16 protein-coding genes are annotated in these 18,725 nt (G+C 45.0%); 7 read left to right on the forward strand and 9 right to left on the reverse strand.

The features are described from left to right. Positions 1–96: 96 nt before the first annotated feature. The 7 genes from aroB to pilM form a co-directional block, all read right to left on the reverse strand. Positions 97–1,164 (reverse strand): 3-dehydroquinate synthase, encoded by a 1,068-nt coding sequence (aroB, locus tag MHN02_RS03705; protein WP_014948031.1) that lies wholly within the window; start codon positions 1,162–1,164, stop codon positions 97–99. A gap of 30 nt (positions 1,165–1,194) precedes the next feature. Next, positions 1,195–1,710: a shikimate kinase AroK gene (gene aroK, locus MHN02_RS03710; protein WP_014948032.1), complete on the reverse strand. Its 516-nt coding sequence runs from the start codon at positions 1,708–1,710 to the stop codon at positions 1,195–1,197. 269 nt (positions 1,711–1,979) lie between these two features. Then, positions 1,980–3,752 (reverse strand): type IV pilus secretin PilQ, encoded by a 1,773-nt coding sequence (locus MHN02_RS03715; protein ID WP_014948033.1) that lies wholly within the window; start codon positions 3,750–3,752, stop codon positions 1,980–1,982. Between the two features lie 2 nt (positions 3,753–3,754). Then, complete coding sequence (locus MHN02_RS03720; protein WP_014948034.1) at positions 3,755–4,282, reverse strand: pilus assembly protein PilP; 528 nt, start codon at positions 4,280–4,282, stop codon at positions 3,755–3,757. Beyond that, positions 4,279–4,890 carry a type 4a pilus biogenesis protein PilO gene (locus tag MHN02_RS03725; RefSeq protein WP_014948035.1) on the reverse strand — a complete coding sequence of 204 codons (612 nt, stop codon included), beginning with the start codon at positions 4,888–4,890 and terminating at the stop codon, positions 4,279–4,281. Before MHN02_RS03725 ends, MHN02_RS03720 begins: the two co-directional genes overlap by 4 nt. Positions 4,891–4,892: 2 nt before the next feature. Then, on the reverse strand, positions 4,893–5,471 hold the full coding sequence (locus MHN02_RS03730; protein ID WP_014948036.1) for a PilN domain-containing protein: 579 nt from the start codon (positions 5,469–5,471) through the stop codon (positions 4,893–4,895). After that, positions 5,459–6,526 carry a type IV pilus assembly protein PilM gene (gene pilM, locus MHN02_RS03735; protein WP_049588773.1) on the reverse strand — a complete coding sequence of 356 codons (1,068 nt, stop codon included), beginning with the start codon at positions 6,524–6,526 and terminating at the stop codon, positions 5,459–5,461. Before pilM ends, MHN02_RS03730 begins: the two co-directional genes overlap by 13 nt. Positions 6,527–6,662: 136 nt before the next feature. On the opposite strand from pilM, the gene MHN02_RS03740 reads away from it, so the two are divergent. The 4 genes from MHN02_RS03740 (at position 6,663) to yghU (ending at position 12,803) form a co-directional block, all read left to right on the forward strand. Next, positions 6,663–9,326 carry a penicillin-binding protein 1A gene (locus MHN02_RS03740; RefSeq protein WP_239244611.1) on the forward strand — a complete coding sequence of 888 codons (2,664 nt, stop codon included), beginning with the start codon at positions 6,663–6,665 and terminating at the stop codon, positions 9,324–9,326. Positions 9,327–9,403: 77 nt separating this feature from the next. Continuing rightward, positions 9,404–11,095, forward strand: coding sequence for an NAD-dependent malic enzyme (locus MHN02_RS03745; protein ID WP_014978126.1), 1,692 nt, complete (start codon positions 9,404–9,406; stop codon positions 11,093–11,095). A 310-nt stretch (positions 11,096–11,405) separates the two neighbouring features. Then, the gene (locus tag MHN02_RS03750) at positions 11,406–11,663 is read left to right on the forward strand and encodes a hypothetical protein (RefSeq protein ID WP_239244613.1); all 258 of its coding nucleotides are present in this window, start codon (positions 11,406–11,408) and stop codon (positions 11,661–11,663) included. A gap of 282 nt (positions 11,664–11,945) precedes the next feature. Further along, the gene (gene yghU / locus MHN02_RS03755; protein WP_239244615.1) at positions 11,946–12,803 is read left to right on the forward strand and encodes a glutathione-dependent disulfide-bond oxidoreductase; all 858 of its coding nucleotides are present in this window, start codon (positions 11,946–11,948) and stop codon (positions 12,801–12,803) included. 162 nt (positions 12,804–12,965) lie between these two features. Here yghU and MHN02_RS03760 read toward each other — a convergent pair whose 3' ends face one another. Next, positions 12,966–13,493, reverse strand: a complete 528-nt coding sequence (locus tag MHN02_RS03760) for a hypothetical protein (protein WP_039225086.1) — start codon at positions 13,491–13,493, stop codon at positions 12,966–12,968. A gap of 437 nt (positions 13,494–13,930) precedes the next feature. On the opposite strand from MHN02_RS03760, the gene MHN02_RS03765 reads away from it, so the two are divergent. Next, positions 13,931–15,406 carry a catalase gene (locus tag MHN02_RS03765; protein WP_239244617.1) on the forward strand — a complete coding sequence of 492 codons (1,476 nt, stop codon included), beginning with the start codon at positions 13,931–13,933 and terminating at the stop codon, positions 15,404–15,406. A gap of 48 nt (positions 15,407–15,454) precedes the next feature. Here MHN02_RS03765 and MHN02_RS03770 read toward each other — a convergent pair whose 3' ends face one another. Then, positions 15,455–16,033 (reverse strand): TetR family transcriptional regulator, encoded by a 579-nt coding sequence (locus MHN02_RS03770; RefSeq protein ID WP_039219244.1) that lies wholly within the window; start codon positions 16,031–16,033, stop codon positions 15,455–15,457. Between the two features lie 124 nt (positions 16,034–16,157). Between MHN02_RS03770 and MHN02_RS03775 the strand changes: the two genes are divergently transcribed. Together MHN02_RS03775 and MHN02_RS03780 are read left to right on the forward strand one after the other, a co-directional pair. Then, positions 16,158–17,573 carry an NAD(P)-binding protein gene (locus MHN02_RS03775; protein ID WP_239244619.1) on the forward strand — a complete coding sequence of 472 codons (1,416 nt, stop codon included), beginning with the start codon at positions 16,158–16,160 and terminating at the stop codon, positions 17,571–17,573. Between the two features lie 16 nt (positions 17,574–17,589). Continuing rightward, positions 17,590–18,702: a DUF2855 family protein gene (locus MHN02_RS03780; protein ID WP_239244621.1), complete on the forward strand. Its 1,113-nt coding sequence runs from the start codon at positions 17,590–17,592 to the stop codon at positions 18,700–18,702. Positions 18,703–18,725 lie beyond the last annotated feature (23 nt).

Here is an 18,725-nt window from a genome sequence, read left to right on the forward strand (position 1 = left end):
CTTTAAAAACTGTCCTGCAACGCATTTCTTCATGATTCCAACTAACGTAGGGAAGTCAAGATAGACGCGTTGCCAGGTTGTCGCGAGGGCTAATGACTAAGAAAGGATGTCAGTAAGAATGGCGTCCGTGACGTCCTTGGTAACAACCGCTTTGCCTATGCCTTGAGGAAGTACAAATCGAATACTGCCAGCTTCCACTTTTTTATCGCGTTTCATATGCTTAACGTAGTCATTCTTTGTCATACTATTTGGACCTGCAACCGGTAAAGCAAATGCTTCAAATAGCGACGATACGCGTCGTGTTTCTGACGCTTCAAACCACGTTAATGCTTCAGCAGCTTTACAAGCAATTATAGTACCAGCGGCTACCGCTTCGCCATGCAGCCAGTTACCGTAGCCTTGCTCGGCTTCAATAGCGTGACCGAACGTGTGGCCTAAGTTAAGAATGGCGCGTAAACCACCTTCACGTTCATCTTTTGCTACCACGTCTGCTTTGATTTCGCAGCAGCGAGAAATAGCTTGGGTAAGAATTTCAGTATCAAGCGACGTAAGCGCATCTACATTACTTTCAAGCCATTCAAAAAACGGTGCGTCGTAAATGATACCGTATTTGATGACCTCTGCCATGCCAGCAGCAAACTCTCTCGCGGGTAATGTAGCGAGGGTATCAGTATCAATGGCCACATAGACCGGTTGGTAAAAAGCGCCAATCATGTTTTTGCCGAGAGGATGATTTACCGCGGTTTTTCCACCTACTGATGAGTCGACTTGAGAAAGCAAAGTCGTAGGAACTTGAATGAAGGGCACACCGCGTTGGTAAGTTGCCGCAACAAAGCCAGTAAGATCACCAATTACACCACCGCCAAGTGCGATAAGTGTTGTATCTCTTGCAGCGTTTAGCTCAAGAAGGCGTGTCATAACCACTTCGAATTGGGCAAGATTTTTGTGTTGCTCGCCGTCCGGCAAAATAATGGTTTCAACCTGAACATTACCACACGCCGCTTTAGCGGTTTCTAAATACAGTGGGGCAACAGTTTCGTTGGTAACAATGACGGCAAGTGGGCCTTTTATATAGGCACTAAAAAGGCCAGGTTGCGAAAGCAGCCCAGCCTCTATCTGTATAGGATAGCTACGTTCTCCAAGTTCCACAGTTAAGGTTGACATTGGCGTAGCACCTCCTATTACATATTTAATTTATAAACCAATTTTACTGATAATCTGATTCGCTACAGCACGCGCACTTTGGTCGTCTGTATCAACAATGTAATCAGCAACTTCTTCGTAAAGCGGGTTGCGCATTTCTGCAAGATCGCGAAGTACTTGTTCTGGATCTTCGTTTTGTAGCAAAGGACGACGTTTGTCACGTTGTGTACGGGCAACTTGCTTATCGATTGTCGTTTGTAGGTAAACAACGATGCCGCGGGCAGATAAACGATTACGCACAGCTTTAGTTACAATAGAACCGCCGCCAGTAGCAAGTACAATACCTTGCTTATCTGTCAAATCGTTAATGACGTTTTCTTCGCGTTTACGGAAACCGTCTTCGCCTTCAAGGTCGAAGATCCAGGCAATGTCTGCACCCGTGCGGCGCTCAATTTCCTGATCCGAATCAAAAAAGTCTAGGTGAAGTTCGTCTGCCAGATGTCTACCGATGGTACTTTTGCCAGCACCCATTGGGCCAACTAAAAAGATATTACGTTTTTCAGCCATATTTGCTTATATCACAACTTAATCATGTTAGGGGCAGTGCACTGTTGCCTTACCAGCCTACCCATTGACTCGTGCCTATTTAGTGTCCAATAAGCACCACTCCTTAAACCTCGCTTAAATTTCGAGGCGGGGATTATCTCAGTTTCATGCAAGGCGTTGCAAGTTTTGTTACTAACAAATAGCGTATACCTGTAAATTTAGTTACAAAAAAAGGCTGAAAACCAAAAAAGCGCACAAAAATGCGCTTTTTTGAAGGCTAAAAATGAGGATTATGGTCTTTCAGTGACTATCTTGGGTGTCACAAAGATAAGTAGTTCTCGTTTTTGCTGAAGTTGTGACGAGTTTCTGAAAAGGGCACCAACGACAGGCAAATCACCAAACAAAGGCACTTTCGACACGCCATCAGAACTGGTTTGTTGGAATATGCCACCTAATACGATGGTTTCGCCGTTTTCTACCAATACCTGCGTTTTAATTTCTTGGGTATCGATGGCTACGGCCTCACCAGTAGACGTAGAAACGGTTTCGCCACGGGTATCTTGCGTAACAACTAAATCCAAAATAATGCGATTATCAGGCGTAATATGTGGCGTAACTTTCAGTGACAAAACGGCTTTTTTGAACTCTACTGAAGTCGCACCGCTAGACGTTGCTTGTACGTAAGGTATTTCCGTACCTTGTTCAATGTAAGCTTCATGCTGGTTAGCAACCGTAATACGAGGACTCGCAATAATTTCGCCTTTGTTTTCAGATTCTAGTGCGGAAAGCTCAAGGTCTAATATGGTGCCATCAACCAAGCTCGCAATTTGAAAGCCAATGCTACCCGCGGCGCTGGTCACAGGCAGGTTCACATTAAGGCGATTATCAATGCTAGGCACTATGCCGCCGGCAATGGTGTCTGCGCCCTCAAGGCTTCCCGACACACCATTATCGTCTTGACGGTCGCTGAAACCCCAGCGAACGCCAAGCTGCTCGTCTACATCGTCAAGCACAGTAACCATACGGCTTTCAATCAGCACTTGCTTCACTGGAATATCTAACGCATTGATGGTTTTTCTTGCTTCATCAATAGAGGCTAACGTGTCGCGAATAAGTAAAGTGTTGGTTCGTTCGTCTACTGTAACACCCCCTCGCTCAGATAAGATCCCGCCCTCTGTCGACTTTAAGATCGTGGCCAGGGCAGCAGCTTTTGCATAGTTAACAGGAATATTAACCGTATGAAGAGGCGCTAAGTCTGAAACTTGCTTTTTAGATTGAAGGGCTTGGGTTTCACGAGCCGATAGTTCTTCAGCCGGTGCAATTAACAAAATGTTGCCCTCTAAGCGTTTATCCAGACCTTTAACGCGCAAAATCATGTCGAGTGCTTGATCCCACGGAACACCCGACAAACTTATCGTCACGTTTCCTGTTACGGTGTCGGTGGTCACTAAGTTAAACCCATTAACCTGCGCAATAATTTGTAAAACTTGTCTCACAGGAACATCTTGAAAATCGAGCGAAATGGGGTCGCCTGTGTATTTCTTTTCCGCTTCCAAGGCGTCTTGCTGCGCGCTGTCCATTGGCGTTATCGCCATACGAATTACGCCGTCTTTTACCGTATTTTTAACCGTAACTGGGCCCGAATAATTAACCTCAATTCGCGCGCCATCTTTATCTTCGAATGTCTCGATGGTAGAAACCAAGGTACCGAAATCAGTCACATTAAGTTCTACTAATTGGTCTTCGCCTAACTTGGTGTTTGGTAATGTAAGGGATACCTTTCCTTGTGACTCAATAAGCTGAAGTTTTGGCGCTTGGCCCTCAAAACTCACCAGTGTTACAGCGGTATTGTTAGCTGCTTGAGTAAAGTCGATGTTTGTGACCGTGGTGGTAACGGTTGATGCATTTCGTTTAGTATCAGGGTCGACTAACAAAGGCTCTTGGGCTTTTACTGGCGAAACAAATACGGTTAATGAAAATATTGCAGCCACAGCGAAAGCCAGCCAATACCATCTAGGCACTCTACGATTCAGAGATTTGTTAAATATGTATCGTTCGGCCATGCTTACTCTCCCGCCTTCGATGCTGTAGTCATTGTTGTTGTTTTCCTTTGCCAGCAGCCCGCACCATCAGGTAATAACTGTTCAATAGTAATTGAGTCGGTGCTAATTTGCGTAATTTTGCCATAAAACAAGCCGATACGACTCCCTACTTTAGCTTTATGTAATACGCCATCGTTACTTTTCAATAATGCCCACTGCACTCCTTTAACGGCAAAGTTGCCAGTCAGTGCGAGGGCGTCCACGCCATAGGCTTCCAATGCTTCTTTAGGGCGCTGGAAGTTTGGCTGCAAACAGTTTTCTACCCGTGCTTTTGCTACTGGGGCGGCGTTGTTCTTAGGGCGATCGAACGGGCTTCTTAAAGCGCTTGCCGAATAGCTAAAAGGTGGGTGAGTCTTGAATTCTGGATACGGTTCAATTTGTGGCTGAGCACGCTCTTTAACACTCTGTGTATAGGCATGCAGATCGTCGAGTTTAGGTGAACAGCCTGTTACTAACAATATGATCAAAAGAGATAAAAACGAACGAATCATTGTTCATCTCCTTCAATGTCTGTCGAGTTTTCCGAACGATAAGTTTTCGCCTGCAGCTTCAGCGACAGACCATTTGCTTCACGCTTTATGTCAAAATCGTGAAGCGTAACGATACGAGGTAAATCCGCGACTTTGGAAACGAATTCGCCAAAATTGTGATAGCCACCGCTTACTTCCATTTCGATAGGTAGTTCGGTGTAAAACTCTTTTGGTACTTCTTGTTGCCAGTTAAGCAACTCAAACGTGAGGCCCGATGCGGTACCAACGTAAGTGATATCGTCAAGCAAACCCGGTGTTTCGTTGCTGGTTGGAAGACTTTTTAGCATAGACGAGAAGTCTTCTTTAATTTGCGCGAGTTGGGCTTGGTAAGCTTCTAAATTAGCCGCAATGCGGTACTTTGCTTCGAACTGTAACTTTAGTTCTTGTTCTTTTAATTCAGCCGCATCTTTAATCGGTAATTTGGGGCTTATTAGCATGTAGTAGCTCAACGCACCTACCAATATTGCGACAAACGCCGCCACAACAATGCGAACTTCGTTTGGCCAAATAGCGATTTGTTCAAAGTCGAGTTCGTTGAGTTCTTTTAGTTTTGAAACATCAAACTTCATGGTTATTGCGCCTCACTACTTTCTATTTCTAGGGGAGCAACATTGGGGTTTATCGAAAACGTAAGCGTAAAGTTGCTAATCGCTCTCGCTGCACTGCTGTCAGATTTAATGGTAGAAAGCTCTGCGGCAACGAACACTTTCGAGTTGTCCAGCGCGCGCATAAAGTCGGACAGGCGATTGTTCGAATCACTAGTCCCTTCAATCTCAATACGGTTATTGCTTCTGGTCATAGACTCGAAGGCCACACCGGGAGGAACGAGTTTAGCAAGTTCATCAAATACTATAGGAGCCACATTGCGACTTGCTTGCAGTTGCTCAATTAATGCCATGCGCTGCTCAATGGCATTTTTACTGTCTTTAACCTTTTTTATCTCTGCAATTTGCGCATCTAAAACCGCGATTTCCCGTTCAAGGTATTGATTACGCGAGTTTTGATTACTTATTTGCTGGTCGATAGCTTGACCAATGAACCAAAAAATCAATCCTACAATGGCGGCAACAGCAAGTAGCCCTGCCAAGTATTGTTGTTTTTGATGTTGGCGCTGCTTCTCTCGCCAAGGTAGTAAATTTACATGTGCCATGGCGTAAAGCTCCGGCTCGCTAGACCCGCTGCAATCGCAAGCTGTGGTGCAATTTTGCTAAGTCTCGTGGCATCAAGTTTAGGGTTTATCGACATGTTGCTAAACGGATTGAAGCAATCAACCTCTAGGCCTAAGTCTTGTTTTAAAATGTCGACTAACGGTTCAATAGTAGCGGCACCGCCGCTAAACAGTATTTTGGTGGGGCGCTCTGCATGTAGCGTACTCATATACATTTGTAATGCACGGTTGATATTTTGCTGTAGGTTAGCGGCAAATATAGGAAGCGTATCTTCCACCCAATTTCCAGACAGCGTGCCATCAAGTAGCTGACGCTCTGCGGTTTCACGCTCAACCATATGAATGGCGCTAATATCGTTAATTAGCTGATTTAAGCCAAAGGCGTGCTCTTTGGTGTAGATGACATCGCCGTTTTTTATTACGCATATTTGAAGTAGCGAGGCGCCCACATTAATACAGCAAAGTGGCATGTCTTCGGTATGAGGCGTATGGAAAAAGTCCATGGCATTGCCGATGGCATAATTTTCCATATCAACAATTTTGGGTTCAAAGTTAGCTTCTCTTGCAAGCAGCAAGCGACTGTCTACCAAATCTTTATGCGCAGCGGTAAGCAATACATTTACTTTTCCAGTGTGCGTTGCGCTCGGCCCCATTTCTTCAAAATCCAAATATACTTCTTCAAGCGGATAGGGAATGAGACTGTCGGCTTCGATCTCAATTTGATTTTCTAAATCGTAATCGCTTTGCTCTGGGTCCATATAGACGATTTTACTGATCACTGACGTACCAGCCACCGCAACATTTGCCAGCTTTAATTTTGTTTTTAGCGACTTTCGAATTTTCTTGAGAGCAATGCTTACTGACTCATAATCTTTAATATCACGCTCAGAGAAAGCGATTTTGTTGATTGGCTCACAAGCATACCCTTGAAGGACGAACCCGTCTTTCGATTGCTCTAACCACACCGCTTTTATTTGACGCGTGCCTATATCTAAGCCCACAATGGGCGGCAGCTTTTTCTTAAACAGCGATTTCATGTGCAAGTGTCCAGTTTCAAAGGTAGTTGCTCTAAAGTACAATGTTACTCTAATAGTCTTATGCGTATGGTTCTAGAGATAACACATACGTATAAAATATACGTCATTTCAACAAAATGTCTTGGTATCCGTTACAGTGAAGTACATCAAACCACTTATTTTATGTAGTTTTCTATCAGGCCTTCTTGGTTTTGCAGCACTGGTAGGTATCTACTTTTATATCAAACCTGACCTACCAAGTGTTACTGTACTTAAGGATGTACGCCTGCAAACACCCATGCAGATATACACCAAAGACGGAAAACTTATTTCACAGTATGGAGTTAAACGGCGGATCCCCGTAAAACTTGAGGAAGTCCCGCAAGAATTAATTAACGCCATACTCGCTACCGAAGACAGTCGCTTCTACGAACACAACGGTATTGACCCCATTGGTATAATGCGTGCTGCAGTAAGTTTAGTCCTTACTGGCGAAAAGCGTCAGGGAGCAAGTACGTTAACCATGCAGCTAGCACGAGGGTTTTTCCTTAGTCGGGAAAAAACCTATATCAGAAAGATCAAAGAAATCTTTATAGCACTGCACATGGAGCAAGAGCTTTCTAAGCAGGAAATTCTTGAGCTGTACCTCAACAAAATCGAATTAGGCCATAGAGCGTTTGGTTTTGGGGCGGCCGCCCAAGTTTACTATGGCAAACCGCTTAATGAACTCTCTTTAGCTCAAATTGCTACTATTGCAGGTCTTCCAAAAGCGCCATCAGTGCTTAACCCCATCAGCGGGCCGCAACGTTCTGTCGAGCGCAGACGCGTGGTTTTACTTCGTATGCTTGACGAAGAGTACATCACTAAAGCGCAGTTCGATGAAGCTGCGAATGCGCCAGTTTCAGCGAAAAAGCACGGTGCTGAAATTGAAGTGGATGCGCCTTATTTGGCCGACACCATTTATAACGAAATGGTAGAGATTTATGGAAAAGAAGAAGCAGAAACCGGCGGATACCAAGTTTTTGCGACTGCAACGTCAGATCTTCAATTAGCTGCTCAGCGTGCGGTAGTTCGAAATCTTCATGACTATGATGAGCGTCATGGCTATAAAGGCGCGCTTGGCTACTTATGGGATATTCCTAAGCCAGAAGGAAAGGATGACGCGATTCCACAACTTTCATTGAGCTATGACATAAGTGATAAGACAACACGAGAAGAGTGGGATAACGAATCAATCATGCGCGTGCTTGAAGAGATTCCTCACATTAAACCTCTTTTGCCATCGGTTGTTACGAAAGTAAATGAGCAGTCGATAGAAGTGTTGTCTGTAGATGGCAAAGCAATAACAGTCGAGTGGGATGGACTAGATTGGGCCCGACGCTACATTACAGACTTTAGGCAGGGTAGTGATCCCAAAACCGCTTCAGATGTGACTCAAGAAGGGGCGGTCATTTATATCAGACAGCAAGAAGGGCAGTGGCGCATTTCGCAAATCCCTGAGGTGAGCGGCGCGTTTATCGCACTTAATCCGAAAAACGGTGCGGTTGAAGCGGTTGTTGGTGGCTACAGCTTTTATCAAAGCCAGTTTAACCGAGCAACACAGGCCAAGCGCCAAGTGGGCTCGAACATCAAGCCTTTCGTTTATTCTGCTGCATTAGACAGTGGCTATACCCTTGCATCCATCATCAATGACGCTCCTATTAACCAATGGAATGCGGCGACGGGTGTAGCTTGGCGACCGCAAAACTCGCCAGCTGAGTACGACGGCCCAATTAGAATGCGTAAAGCCCTTGGTAAATCGAAGAACGTGGTATCGGTTCGACTATTGCGTGGTGTTGGTCTGAGAGAAACGGCCGATTACTTAACACGCTTCGGTTTTAATAAAGACGATATTCCACTTGATGAAACCGTATCCCTTGGGTCGAGTTCACATACGCCGCTTGAAGTAGTAAGAGGTATGTCGGTGATTGCGAACGGTGGCTACTTAGTAAACCCTCATTTTATCAGCAAAGTGCTTGATGAAAACGGCGATGAGCTTTGGAAAGCAAACCCAGTTTGGGCGTGCAATCGTTGTGAAAATCAAAGCGATCCAGAAATACTACCTGAAGACGAAGAAGCCGATATTGAAGCCTTACTTGCCGCTGAACTAAATCAAGATATTTTACTTGGCGACGTCGATGATGACGAAGCTGCAGAAAAAGTGATTGCGCCTCAGGTTATTACTGCTCAAAACGCTTTCTTAGTGGCAGAAATGATGCGAACGGCTGTGAGAGCAAACGGAAATTGGAGCAAGAAGACCTATTGGTTAGGCACCGGCTGGCGTGCTCGTAATATTCTTCAGCGTACTGACATAGCTGGGAAAACGGGTACCACGAATGACTCGCGAGACACGTGGTTCAGTGGTTTCCACAAAGATTTGGTGGCCACCACGTGGGTAGGCTTCGACAACATGGGGCGTCAGTTAGGGCGAGCTACGCGAAACCAAAACCTTATTAATAAGAATGCAGAGAAATTCAACTGGATAGGCAACGCCATGATCGGCATTGAAGATGGAGCTAAAGCTGCTGAGCCAGCGTGGATCAGATTTATGCAACATGCTCTAGAAAATAAACCACATACGCCAATGCCCGTACCAGAGAATATAGTGCGTGTTCGCATTGATCGTACCAGTGGAAAGTTGACCAGACGAACAGACCATACGACACTATTCGAATATTTCCTGCAGGGAACCGAGCCAACGACTTATGTTCGCGATGACGAAGTGTTGGATCCGGCCACGCAGGATACGACTACTGCGCCCGAGCCAGAAGAAATATTCTAATTACTAAGAGGCACGTTGGACGCGTGCCGCTTCAGGCTTAGGTGATGTATTTGCCTGAACACATTATCGGAAAACCAATGTCAGAAGATTCACAGCGATATCTTTATATTCCTCATGCCGGCCCTTCATTGCTGGAAACCCCCCTACTGAATAAAGGCAGTGCCTTCACTGCACGGGAACGTGCGGCGTTTAACCTGACGGGTCTAGTGCCACCAAGGTACGAAACCATCGAAGAGCAGGTTGAACGTGCTTACATGCAATACAGCAGTTTTGACGAAGCACTAAACAAGCATATTTATCTGCGCGCAATTCAAGACAATAACGAAACCTTGTTTTACCGCCTAATTCAAAAGCACATCGATGAGATGATGCCCATCATCTATACCCCTACTGTAGGTGATGCATGTGAGCAGTTTTCAGATATCTATCGCAGTTCGCGTGGCTTGTTTGTGTCGTATGAAGAACGTCACCAGCTTGATGACATTGTTCGCAATGCTACGAAGCGCAAAGTGAAAGTGATTGTTGTGACTGACGGTGAACGCATCTTAGGCTTGGGAGACCAAGGTATTGGCGGAATGGGCATTCCTATCGGTAAACTATCGCTTTACACTGCGTGTGGTGGAATTAGTCCAGCATACACATTGCCCGTAATGTTAGATGTAGGTACTAACAACGAAAAGCTGCTAAACGACCCAATGTATATGGGGGCGCGCCATCCGCGTATTGGACAGGAAGAATACGACGAATTCGTTGATATGTTCATTAACGCTGTGAAGCGACGCTGGCCTGATGTAATGATTCAGTTTGAAGATTTTGCGCAGCCAAATGCTATGCCGTTATTAAACCGCTATCGCAACGACGTGTGTTGTTTTAACGACGATATACAAGGCACTGCTGCCGTTACCCTTGGTACTATTTTGGCGGCATGTAAAACCAAGCAGCAAAAGCTACGCGACATGAAGGTGGTGTTCGTGGGTGCGGGTTCGGCAGGCTGTGGTATTGCTGAAATGCTCATTCAACAAATGGTATTTGAGGGCCTGACTGACGAGCAAGCACGTAAGCAAGTGTTCATGATTGACCGTTTTGGTTTGGTAACCGAAGGCATGGAAGGTCTACGCGACTTCCAACAAAAGCTTCAGCAGAAAAATGCTGACTTGGCTGATTGGACGTTCAGTGGAGATTATGCGTCACTACTTGATGTTATGCACTGCGCGCAGCCAGACGTACTTATTGGTGTTTCAGGCCAGCCAGGCTTGTTCACTGAACAAGTTATCCGTGCTATGAAGCAAGGCTGTGAGCTGCCAATCATCTTCCCGTTAAGTAACCCCTCACGACAAGTTGAAGCGCGTCCTGAGCAAGTGATTGAATGGACAGAAGGTGAAGTGATTATTGCTACAGGTAGTCCGTTCAAGCCTGTAGAGTACGATGGGAAAATATTCCCTATCGCTCAATGCAACAACTCTTACATCTTCCCGGGTATTGGCCTTGGTGTTGTTGCATCTAAAGCGAAGCTAATTAGTGACGAAATGCTGATGGCTGCAAGTAACGCACTTGCTTCAGCGTCGCCATTAGTCAACACGGGTCAGGGTTCACTATTGCCACCCCTTGCTGCCATTGCAGAAATTAGCAGAGAGATTGCTTTTGAGGTGGGTAGAGTAGCGATGGAGCAGGGACTTGCTCTTGAAATGTCTGACGACGCATTGCGCGCCAGCATTGAGCGTAACTTCTGGAAAGCAGAGTACCGCCCTTACAAGCGGGTAAGCATCTAGTATCCGTTAACGTTATAAAAAAGCAGGCTTAGCCTGCTTTTTTTGTACTTGTGAGCAACGCTTTCACCATGACTTACAACCCAAAAGCTGAAGTAAGCCACCGTCTCACTGCTGGAACTTCATCCATTTCGCGGCCGAACTCCAACCAAATGTAATATGGTGTTGCCTATGCGCAACATTTCCTATGTGTTGCTCATATGTATTCTCGTTAATAAGTTAGTAACCCACTGTTATTAAATGATTAATTATTGTTGGCACAATGATTGATATACCTCTTTATAGTTACAACAAGGAGCAAGGGGTGTTATTGATGACCACGTTAAAAAACAAGGTAAGTCCTTTCTACGCGCGAATTATTAAGCGCTCATTCTCTACGTCATTAGTTATGGCCGCTCTTGCAACACTCTCAGCTTGCGACGCACCTAATGTTGATGTTGCAGCACAAGATGAAAAGGCTGCTAAAATGGCTGCTAGTACAGTTTCAGAAAGCCCAGTAGATGAGCAAAGTGAAATGTTTGCTTATCTGGATGAGTCCGACTTAATTGATGCCTACTACGAGGTTAAGTAATTCGCAGCTAATCCTTTTTACACGCTATCGATTCTGCCTCAGTTATCGCTGGCATAAAGCTTTATAGCAACTATCGATAGTTCCAGTTTGCGGGCAACGGACTGCTCGCCTTTTATTCATAAAGCCGCGCTCTGGATAAAGCTAAAGCGCGGCTCTTTTATGTCAATAAACGTATATCGCCGTTTATTAGTCGACACCGTTGAGCTATAAGTCTTTAAAAGCTGTTCTTAGTAGCTATGTATTGCACTAACCTTAACGATAAAGTCATTTAAAGGAATTGCTATGTCGACAGAAAGTAACTACACACCACCAGAAGTTTGGACTCAGGCTGAGGATGATGGCAACAAGTGGGCCAGCATTAATCGTCCTGTGTCAGGCGCTACCCATGAGAAGGCTCGTCCTAATGGTGAACATGGTTTGCAGCTATACTCGTTAGCTACGCCTAATGGCCAGAAAGTTACCATCATGCTTGAAGAGTTGTTGGCAGCTGGCGTGAGCGAAGCAGAATACGACGCTTGGCTGATTAACATTGGTGAGGGCGATCAGTTTTCTTCTGGGTTTGTTGACGTCAATCCGAATAGTAAAATTCCTGCTATGGTCGACACGACAACGTCACCAGAAACCAAGCTATTCGAGTCTGGGTCAATCTTAGTTTACTTGGCGGAAAAATTCGGTAAGTTCATTCCGCAAGACGCCCATGCAAAGGCGGAATGTTTCAACTGGCTGTTCTGGCAGGTGGGGTCAGCGCCTTACTTAGGCGGTGGTTTCGGGCACTTCTACAGCTATGCGCCATATCCAATGGAATATCCTATCAACCGCTTTACCATGGAAACTAAGCGTCAGTTAGATGTGCTAGACAAGCACTTAGCAAACAATGAGTTCATGGCAGGTAGCGAGTACAGTATCGCTGACATGGCTATATGGCCGTGGTACGGTAATTTAGTGCTCGGAAATCTGTACGATGCAGCCACTTTCCTTCAAGTGCACGAGTACACCAATTTAATCCGCTGGGCTAAGCAACTAGAGCAGCGAGAAGGCGTTAAACGTGGCCGTATTGTCAATAAGACCTGGGGTGACGATGGTCAGTTAGAAAACCGCCACAGCGCAAAAGATATCGACGACGCACTCACCAAAGCCTAAATAATGGGGTCAGAGTACATTACTCAAATGACGGGGTCAGAGTACTTTAGTTATGTTTGTCATCTTTTTAGCATCAGAATGGCTAAGGAAGGGCATCAACATAAAGCGGGAGCAGAACCTACTCTGCTCCAATGGCTTAAAAAAGTACTCTGACCCCAATTTTCAGATGAGCTCTGCAACACTCTTCAAATAGGCTTTTTGAAGTGGTGTGAAATCCCACTCATTCAAAGCTTCATTAAATTCAAAATTGCCCACACGACCTCTCCAGCGTTCGGTGGGCACTGCCGGCCAGTTTTTCATGTACACCAGCTTTCCATGAAGGCAGTGCAACACTTCAATTTGTGGTGATTTGGTATCGGCGTAAGTTACTTTCTCAGAGACAATAGCGCCTTCTTCACAATCTTGGTCGAAAAACACAAAGCCGCGATAGCTGCCGTTTTCTGTAATCGTAATGAGCGATGCATATTCTTTGCTCTTAGATACTTTTCTCAGCGCAGGCAAATAGCCATCGACTCGTTTTATTTGAAGCCCCTGAGATTTGTTGTGCCATTGCCATCCTGAGCTGCCCATAAAAGAAAGCTCGTTATTTTTATCGTTGAAATGGCTTAATGTTTCAAAGGTTTTCCAAGACGCAAAAGTAATCAAGCACAGCATTAAAAAACCAGTAATGAAGATGAGTGGCTTTGTCATGTCTCAAGCCCTTAGCATTAGACAAACTTTTGTCTCTTTAGTTACGGACAAAGGTCAAAGCTAGACTTTCATTGCAAAAAAGTAATACGCAGAGAGACAAATGTGCTGTGGCCTTAAAGCGTCCTTGTGCTGGCTTAATAACAGGCGAGACGCCGCTTAACGCTTACCTGACATTAAATACAGCGACATAAAAAGCCTCGCGTATTTGCTGTCTTGATAACACCACATCAATGCATTCTAAGCATGAAACCAATTTTGGACAATGATTCAGTAATTACGATTATAACTATCTATTTTGTTCGTTTTAATTGTTTTATTAAATCAGCGACTATCTGTTTAAACGAAAAGCGTGATTAACACCATTTCTTTAATCACACACTGACACCCAATTTTAGTAAGACTAAAAATCGGTGAGAAATAAACAGAAGGAATTCGCAATGAGTAAGTGTCCATTTTCAGGTGCAGCTATAAAACCTACTACGCTAACGTCTAGCAATGGTGCGCCCGTTGCCAATGATAATCAGAGTCGAACAGCGGGGCCACGCGGGCCGGTTACGTTCGACAACCATTATTTGTTTGAGAAGCTTGCGCACTTCAACCGCGAGCGAATTCCAGAGCGTGTAGTTCACGCAAGGGGCAGTGCTGCATATGGCACCTTTACGCTAACTAAGAGCTTATCTGACTACACTATTGCAGACTTTCTGCAAAAAGAGGGGCAAAAAACTGGCGTGTTTTTGCGCTTTTCTACCGTAGGTGGTGGTCAGGATTCAAGTGACTATGCCCGTGATCCTCGTGGTTTCTCAGTGAAGTTTTATACCGAACAGGGAAACTGGGACATGGTAGGAAATAATACTCCGGTATTCTTCTTACGAGATGGCATCAAGTTTCCTGACTTCATTCACAGTCAAAAGAAAAACCCGCGTACGAATTTGCCGGATCCGCAGGCCGTGTATGAGTTTTGGGCGAACAACCCTCAGTCATTACACCAATCGACAATCTTGATGTCTGATCGCGGTATTCCACTTTCATATCGCCATGTGAATGGCTATAGCTCTCATACGTTGAGTTTCTGGAATAACGCAGGCGAACGCTATTGGGTGAAATGGCACTTTAAAACTAACCAAGGTATTAAAACGCTAACTAGCGAAGAAGCGGCAAAGATGCCTGCTTATGGCGCTCAGCAAGACTTGGTCGAAAGCATTGATAACGGCGAATTTCCATCGTGGACCGTAAATGTGCAGATTATGAATGAAGAGGAAGCGCGTAATTACCACATTAATCCGTTTGACCTAACGAAGGTGTGGCCGCACAGCGACTTTCCATTAATTGAAGTAGGGCAGTTGGAGTTAAACCGTAATGTTGATAACTACTTTGCAGAAACTGAGCAAGCCGCGTTCGCGCCGAGCAATTTGGTACCGGGTATTGGTGCGTCGCCAGACAGAATGCTTCAAGCGCGACTAATTGGATATCAAGATGCGCACAGATACCGTATTGGTGCAAACTACAACCAAATACCGGTAAACGCGCCGCGTTGTCCAGTGCACAATTATCAAAGAGATGGAGCCTTTGCGGGAATTAACCCAGCACTTGCAGGAAGTGGAGCCAACTTCTATCCAAATAATCGCGCGCGAGTTGGTGAGCCGGCTGAAGCACCAGAGGTTCAAGAGCCGCCTATGCCGCTAGAGCAAGACGCATGGTTAGATATTTACGATAACCGTGACGAAGATAACTACTCACAGGCCGGTGATCTTTACCGCATTATGAGTGAAGATCAAAAACAACAGCTGGTAAACAACATTGCTGACGGCCTAAGCCAAGCTACTAAGGACGTTCAAGAGGCAATGTTCGTTCAATACGACCTAGCTGATAGCGACTATGGTGAGCGGGTGAGAAAGGCGGTAGCCAGCAAATAGAGTAAATGGGGTCAGAGTACTTTATTAAAATGTACTCTGACCCCTTTTTTACTGGGTAGCGACTAGGGCGTAAACGTGCAAGCGAATGGCCTGAAGTGCGCGTTCTTTCCAATTGTTCCAAGTAATACGGTTGCTAATTTCGTGCTGATTCAACGTAATATAACCATGATTTAGTGCCCATACTTGCATAGCTACATCTTGCTTTTCTTCAACAGACAGATCTTTTTTAATTAACGCAGCGGTAAGCTTAGTTAGCGTGATAAAGGCTTTTTCACCTGCTTCGATAGCTTCATCTGATGGCGTATAGTCTTTCAAATTAGAAGCAAAAATTAGTCGATAATGGGCCGCATGAGTTTCTGAAAACGTTAAAATACGCTCGCATCCATTAATCACTTTTTCTGCCGCAGTATTGCCATCGGCTGCCAACATTTCACGCTCAACTAATTCGAAACCTTCGATGTAGAGCGCATCTAAAATACCCTGCTTACCTTTGAAATGGCTATAGATGCCAATCGTTGACATACCCGCACCGTCAGCAATGGCACGCACGCTAAGTGCATTCGTTCCGCCTTTCAAAAACAGTGCTGAGGCAGCGTCTAAGATCTTTTGTCGCGTATCTTTTTTCATTTACACATCATTTACATGTTGCGCAATATAACACCGTTATGTAAAGTGGTTTTATAACGCCGTTATATCTCTTGGTTTAACACTTAACCTGCCTGCCCGCAGGTTGTTCATAAGGACACTATATATGAAAACTGAGCAATTAACCTGCGATTATTTAATTGTTGGTGCTGGCGCGGTAGGGATGGCTTTTGCTGACGTACTACTTCACGAAACTAACGCTAACATTTTGATTATAGATAAAAATGCGAAGCCCGGAGGGCATTGGAACTATGCTTATCCCTTTGTCACTCTTCACCAGCCTTCTGCTTTTTACGGCGTGTGTTCAAAAGAGTTAAATCGTGGCGTTATTGATAAAACAGGATTGAATGAAGGCCTAATGGGATTAGCTTCAGGCCAAGAAGTGAGTGCGTATTTCGATGCGGTAATGAACGAAACCTTTTTGCCTTCAAACCGAGTGCAGTATTACCCGCTTTGCGAATACAAGGGCAATAACCAGTTTGTTTCTATGTTAAATAGCAAGCACTATAACGTTACGGTTAACAAGAAAATCGTTGATGCCACTTATCTAAACACTAATATTCCGCTTACTCATAAACCTAGCTTTACCCGCGACGACGACGTTGCATTTACGCCGGTTAATACAGTAGTTGAAAATATCGAAGGCTTTGACAACTATGTGGTTGTCGGTGGGGGGAAAACGGGTATTGATACCTGCCTATGGCTGCTTGAAAATCACGTCGCCCCGCATAATATCCACTGGGTAGTATCGCGAGATGCTTGGTTACTAAACCGGAAAAATACCCAGCCCTTGAATGACTTCTTCTTTGACTCTATTGGAGCACAAGCAAACCAAATGGAAGCTATCGCAGCGTCAACTTCCATCGAGGATATGTTCGACAAATTGGAAGAGCGTGGCGTTTTACTGCGTATTGATAAGAAAGTAAGGCCCAGTATGTTTCACGGCGCAACGGTGAGCGAATTAGAGCTTAAAGCCTTACAAACTCTACCATCTGTCGTTAGACAAGGTCGGGTTAAACATATCAGCCGCGATAAGCTCAGATTTGAAGATACAACGTGGAGTATGCCAGATAACGCGTTGGTTATTGACTGCTCAGCTTCTGCACTTACTAATTTAGAGATGAAAGCGGTGTTTGATGGCAACACCATCACCCCTCAAACAGTACGTGCCTATCAACCTGTTTTTAGTGCGGCGCTTATTGCTCACGTTGAGGCGGCCTACAGCGATGAACAACAAAAGCAGATGCTGACACAAGTGGTTCCACTGCCTAATCGCGACATCGATTGGTTACCAATGACTGCAGCAATGTTACGAAACATGCAAATTTGGGGTGAAGACCCAGCGCTTAAAGCGTGGATCTACCATTGTCGACTAGATGGCTTTTCAAAAATAGTACACGGCGTGGCAAAAGACGATATGCAAAAAATGCAGGTGTTAGGGCGATTGAAGCAAGCAGCGGCACCGGCCATGCAAAAGCTGATGACTTACATACACAGCTTAAAAGCGAGCGGACAGCTTTAAAAGGTTATAAATATCGATGAAACAGTTTCAAATAGACAAAACGAACCCAAATCGCTTTCGGATAATGCAAACAGTTGATAGCCCTGATAACGCGCAGACAGAGGGTGCTGGAAAGGCAAAAAACGTAGTAATCAAAATTGAAAGGTTCGCGTTTACTGCCAATAACTTGACCTATTATATGGTGGGTGACAAGCTTGGTTATTGGCAGTTTTTTCCACCCATTAATACAAGTAGTAACGAAAACTGGGGTGTTATTCCGGTATGGGGCGTGGGTCAAGTAATTAGCTCTAACAACGATGCGGTAGAAGTAGGAAGTCGTTTCCTTGGTTATTTCCCGCCCGCTGAATATTTGGTTATGGCTAACACTACGGTGACAAACAACAATTTAATAGACTGTAGCCCTCATCGTTTGAAGTTGCCCCAAGGGTATAATGTCTACCGACCACTTCCTTCACTAACGGCCCACGCTAACGCTGAAATAAGCACTAAGCAGCACGAGCAAGAAAACTTTCAGATGTTGCTGTGGCCGCTTTACGCAACATCCTTTTGTTTATCAGAAGTGGTCGATGCTATACCTGGGGCACAAAGAGAGCAGTTATTAGTATTAAGTGCTTCAAGCAAAACCAGTTTAGGGCTTGCTTTTGCGTTTGAAGAAGCCGGTATTAACGCAATAGGTGTAACCTCTGAAAAGCGTGTTGCATCACTAGAAGCATTGGGTGTATACAGCGCCGTTATTGGTTATGAACAGCTGGACATGTTGCAACTGAAAAGCACTGTTGTGGTCGACATGTCAGGTAATGCTCAGGTTAAAGCATCCATCAAACATAAACTTGGTGAACACCTAACAAGATACATCAGCGTAGGGCTTACTCACTGGCAGGACATTAAGCCGTCAAGCGATGAGGAGTTCTTCCTTGCTCCTGCTCATATACAGCAGCGTATGTCTGAGATTGGGGTTGCTGAGTACCAGAAGTTAAGTAGCGGATTTGTATCAAAAGCCATTGTGTGGAGCGCCGGTTGGTTAAACGTTAAAGAGCGTGAAGGGTTGAGCGCGCTACAAGATGACTTTAGCGAACATCAGCAAGGGCTCATTCCTTCAAATGAAGGAAGAATATACACACTTGCTTAGCGCGTAACCAGAGCGCCCATATT

The organism is Alteromonas sp. CNT1-28, assembly GCF_022348345.1.
Classification (GTDB): domain Bacteria; phylum Pseudomonadota; class Gammaproteobacteria; order Enterobacterales; family Alteromonadaceae; genus Alteromonas; species Alteromonas macleodii.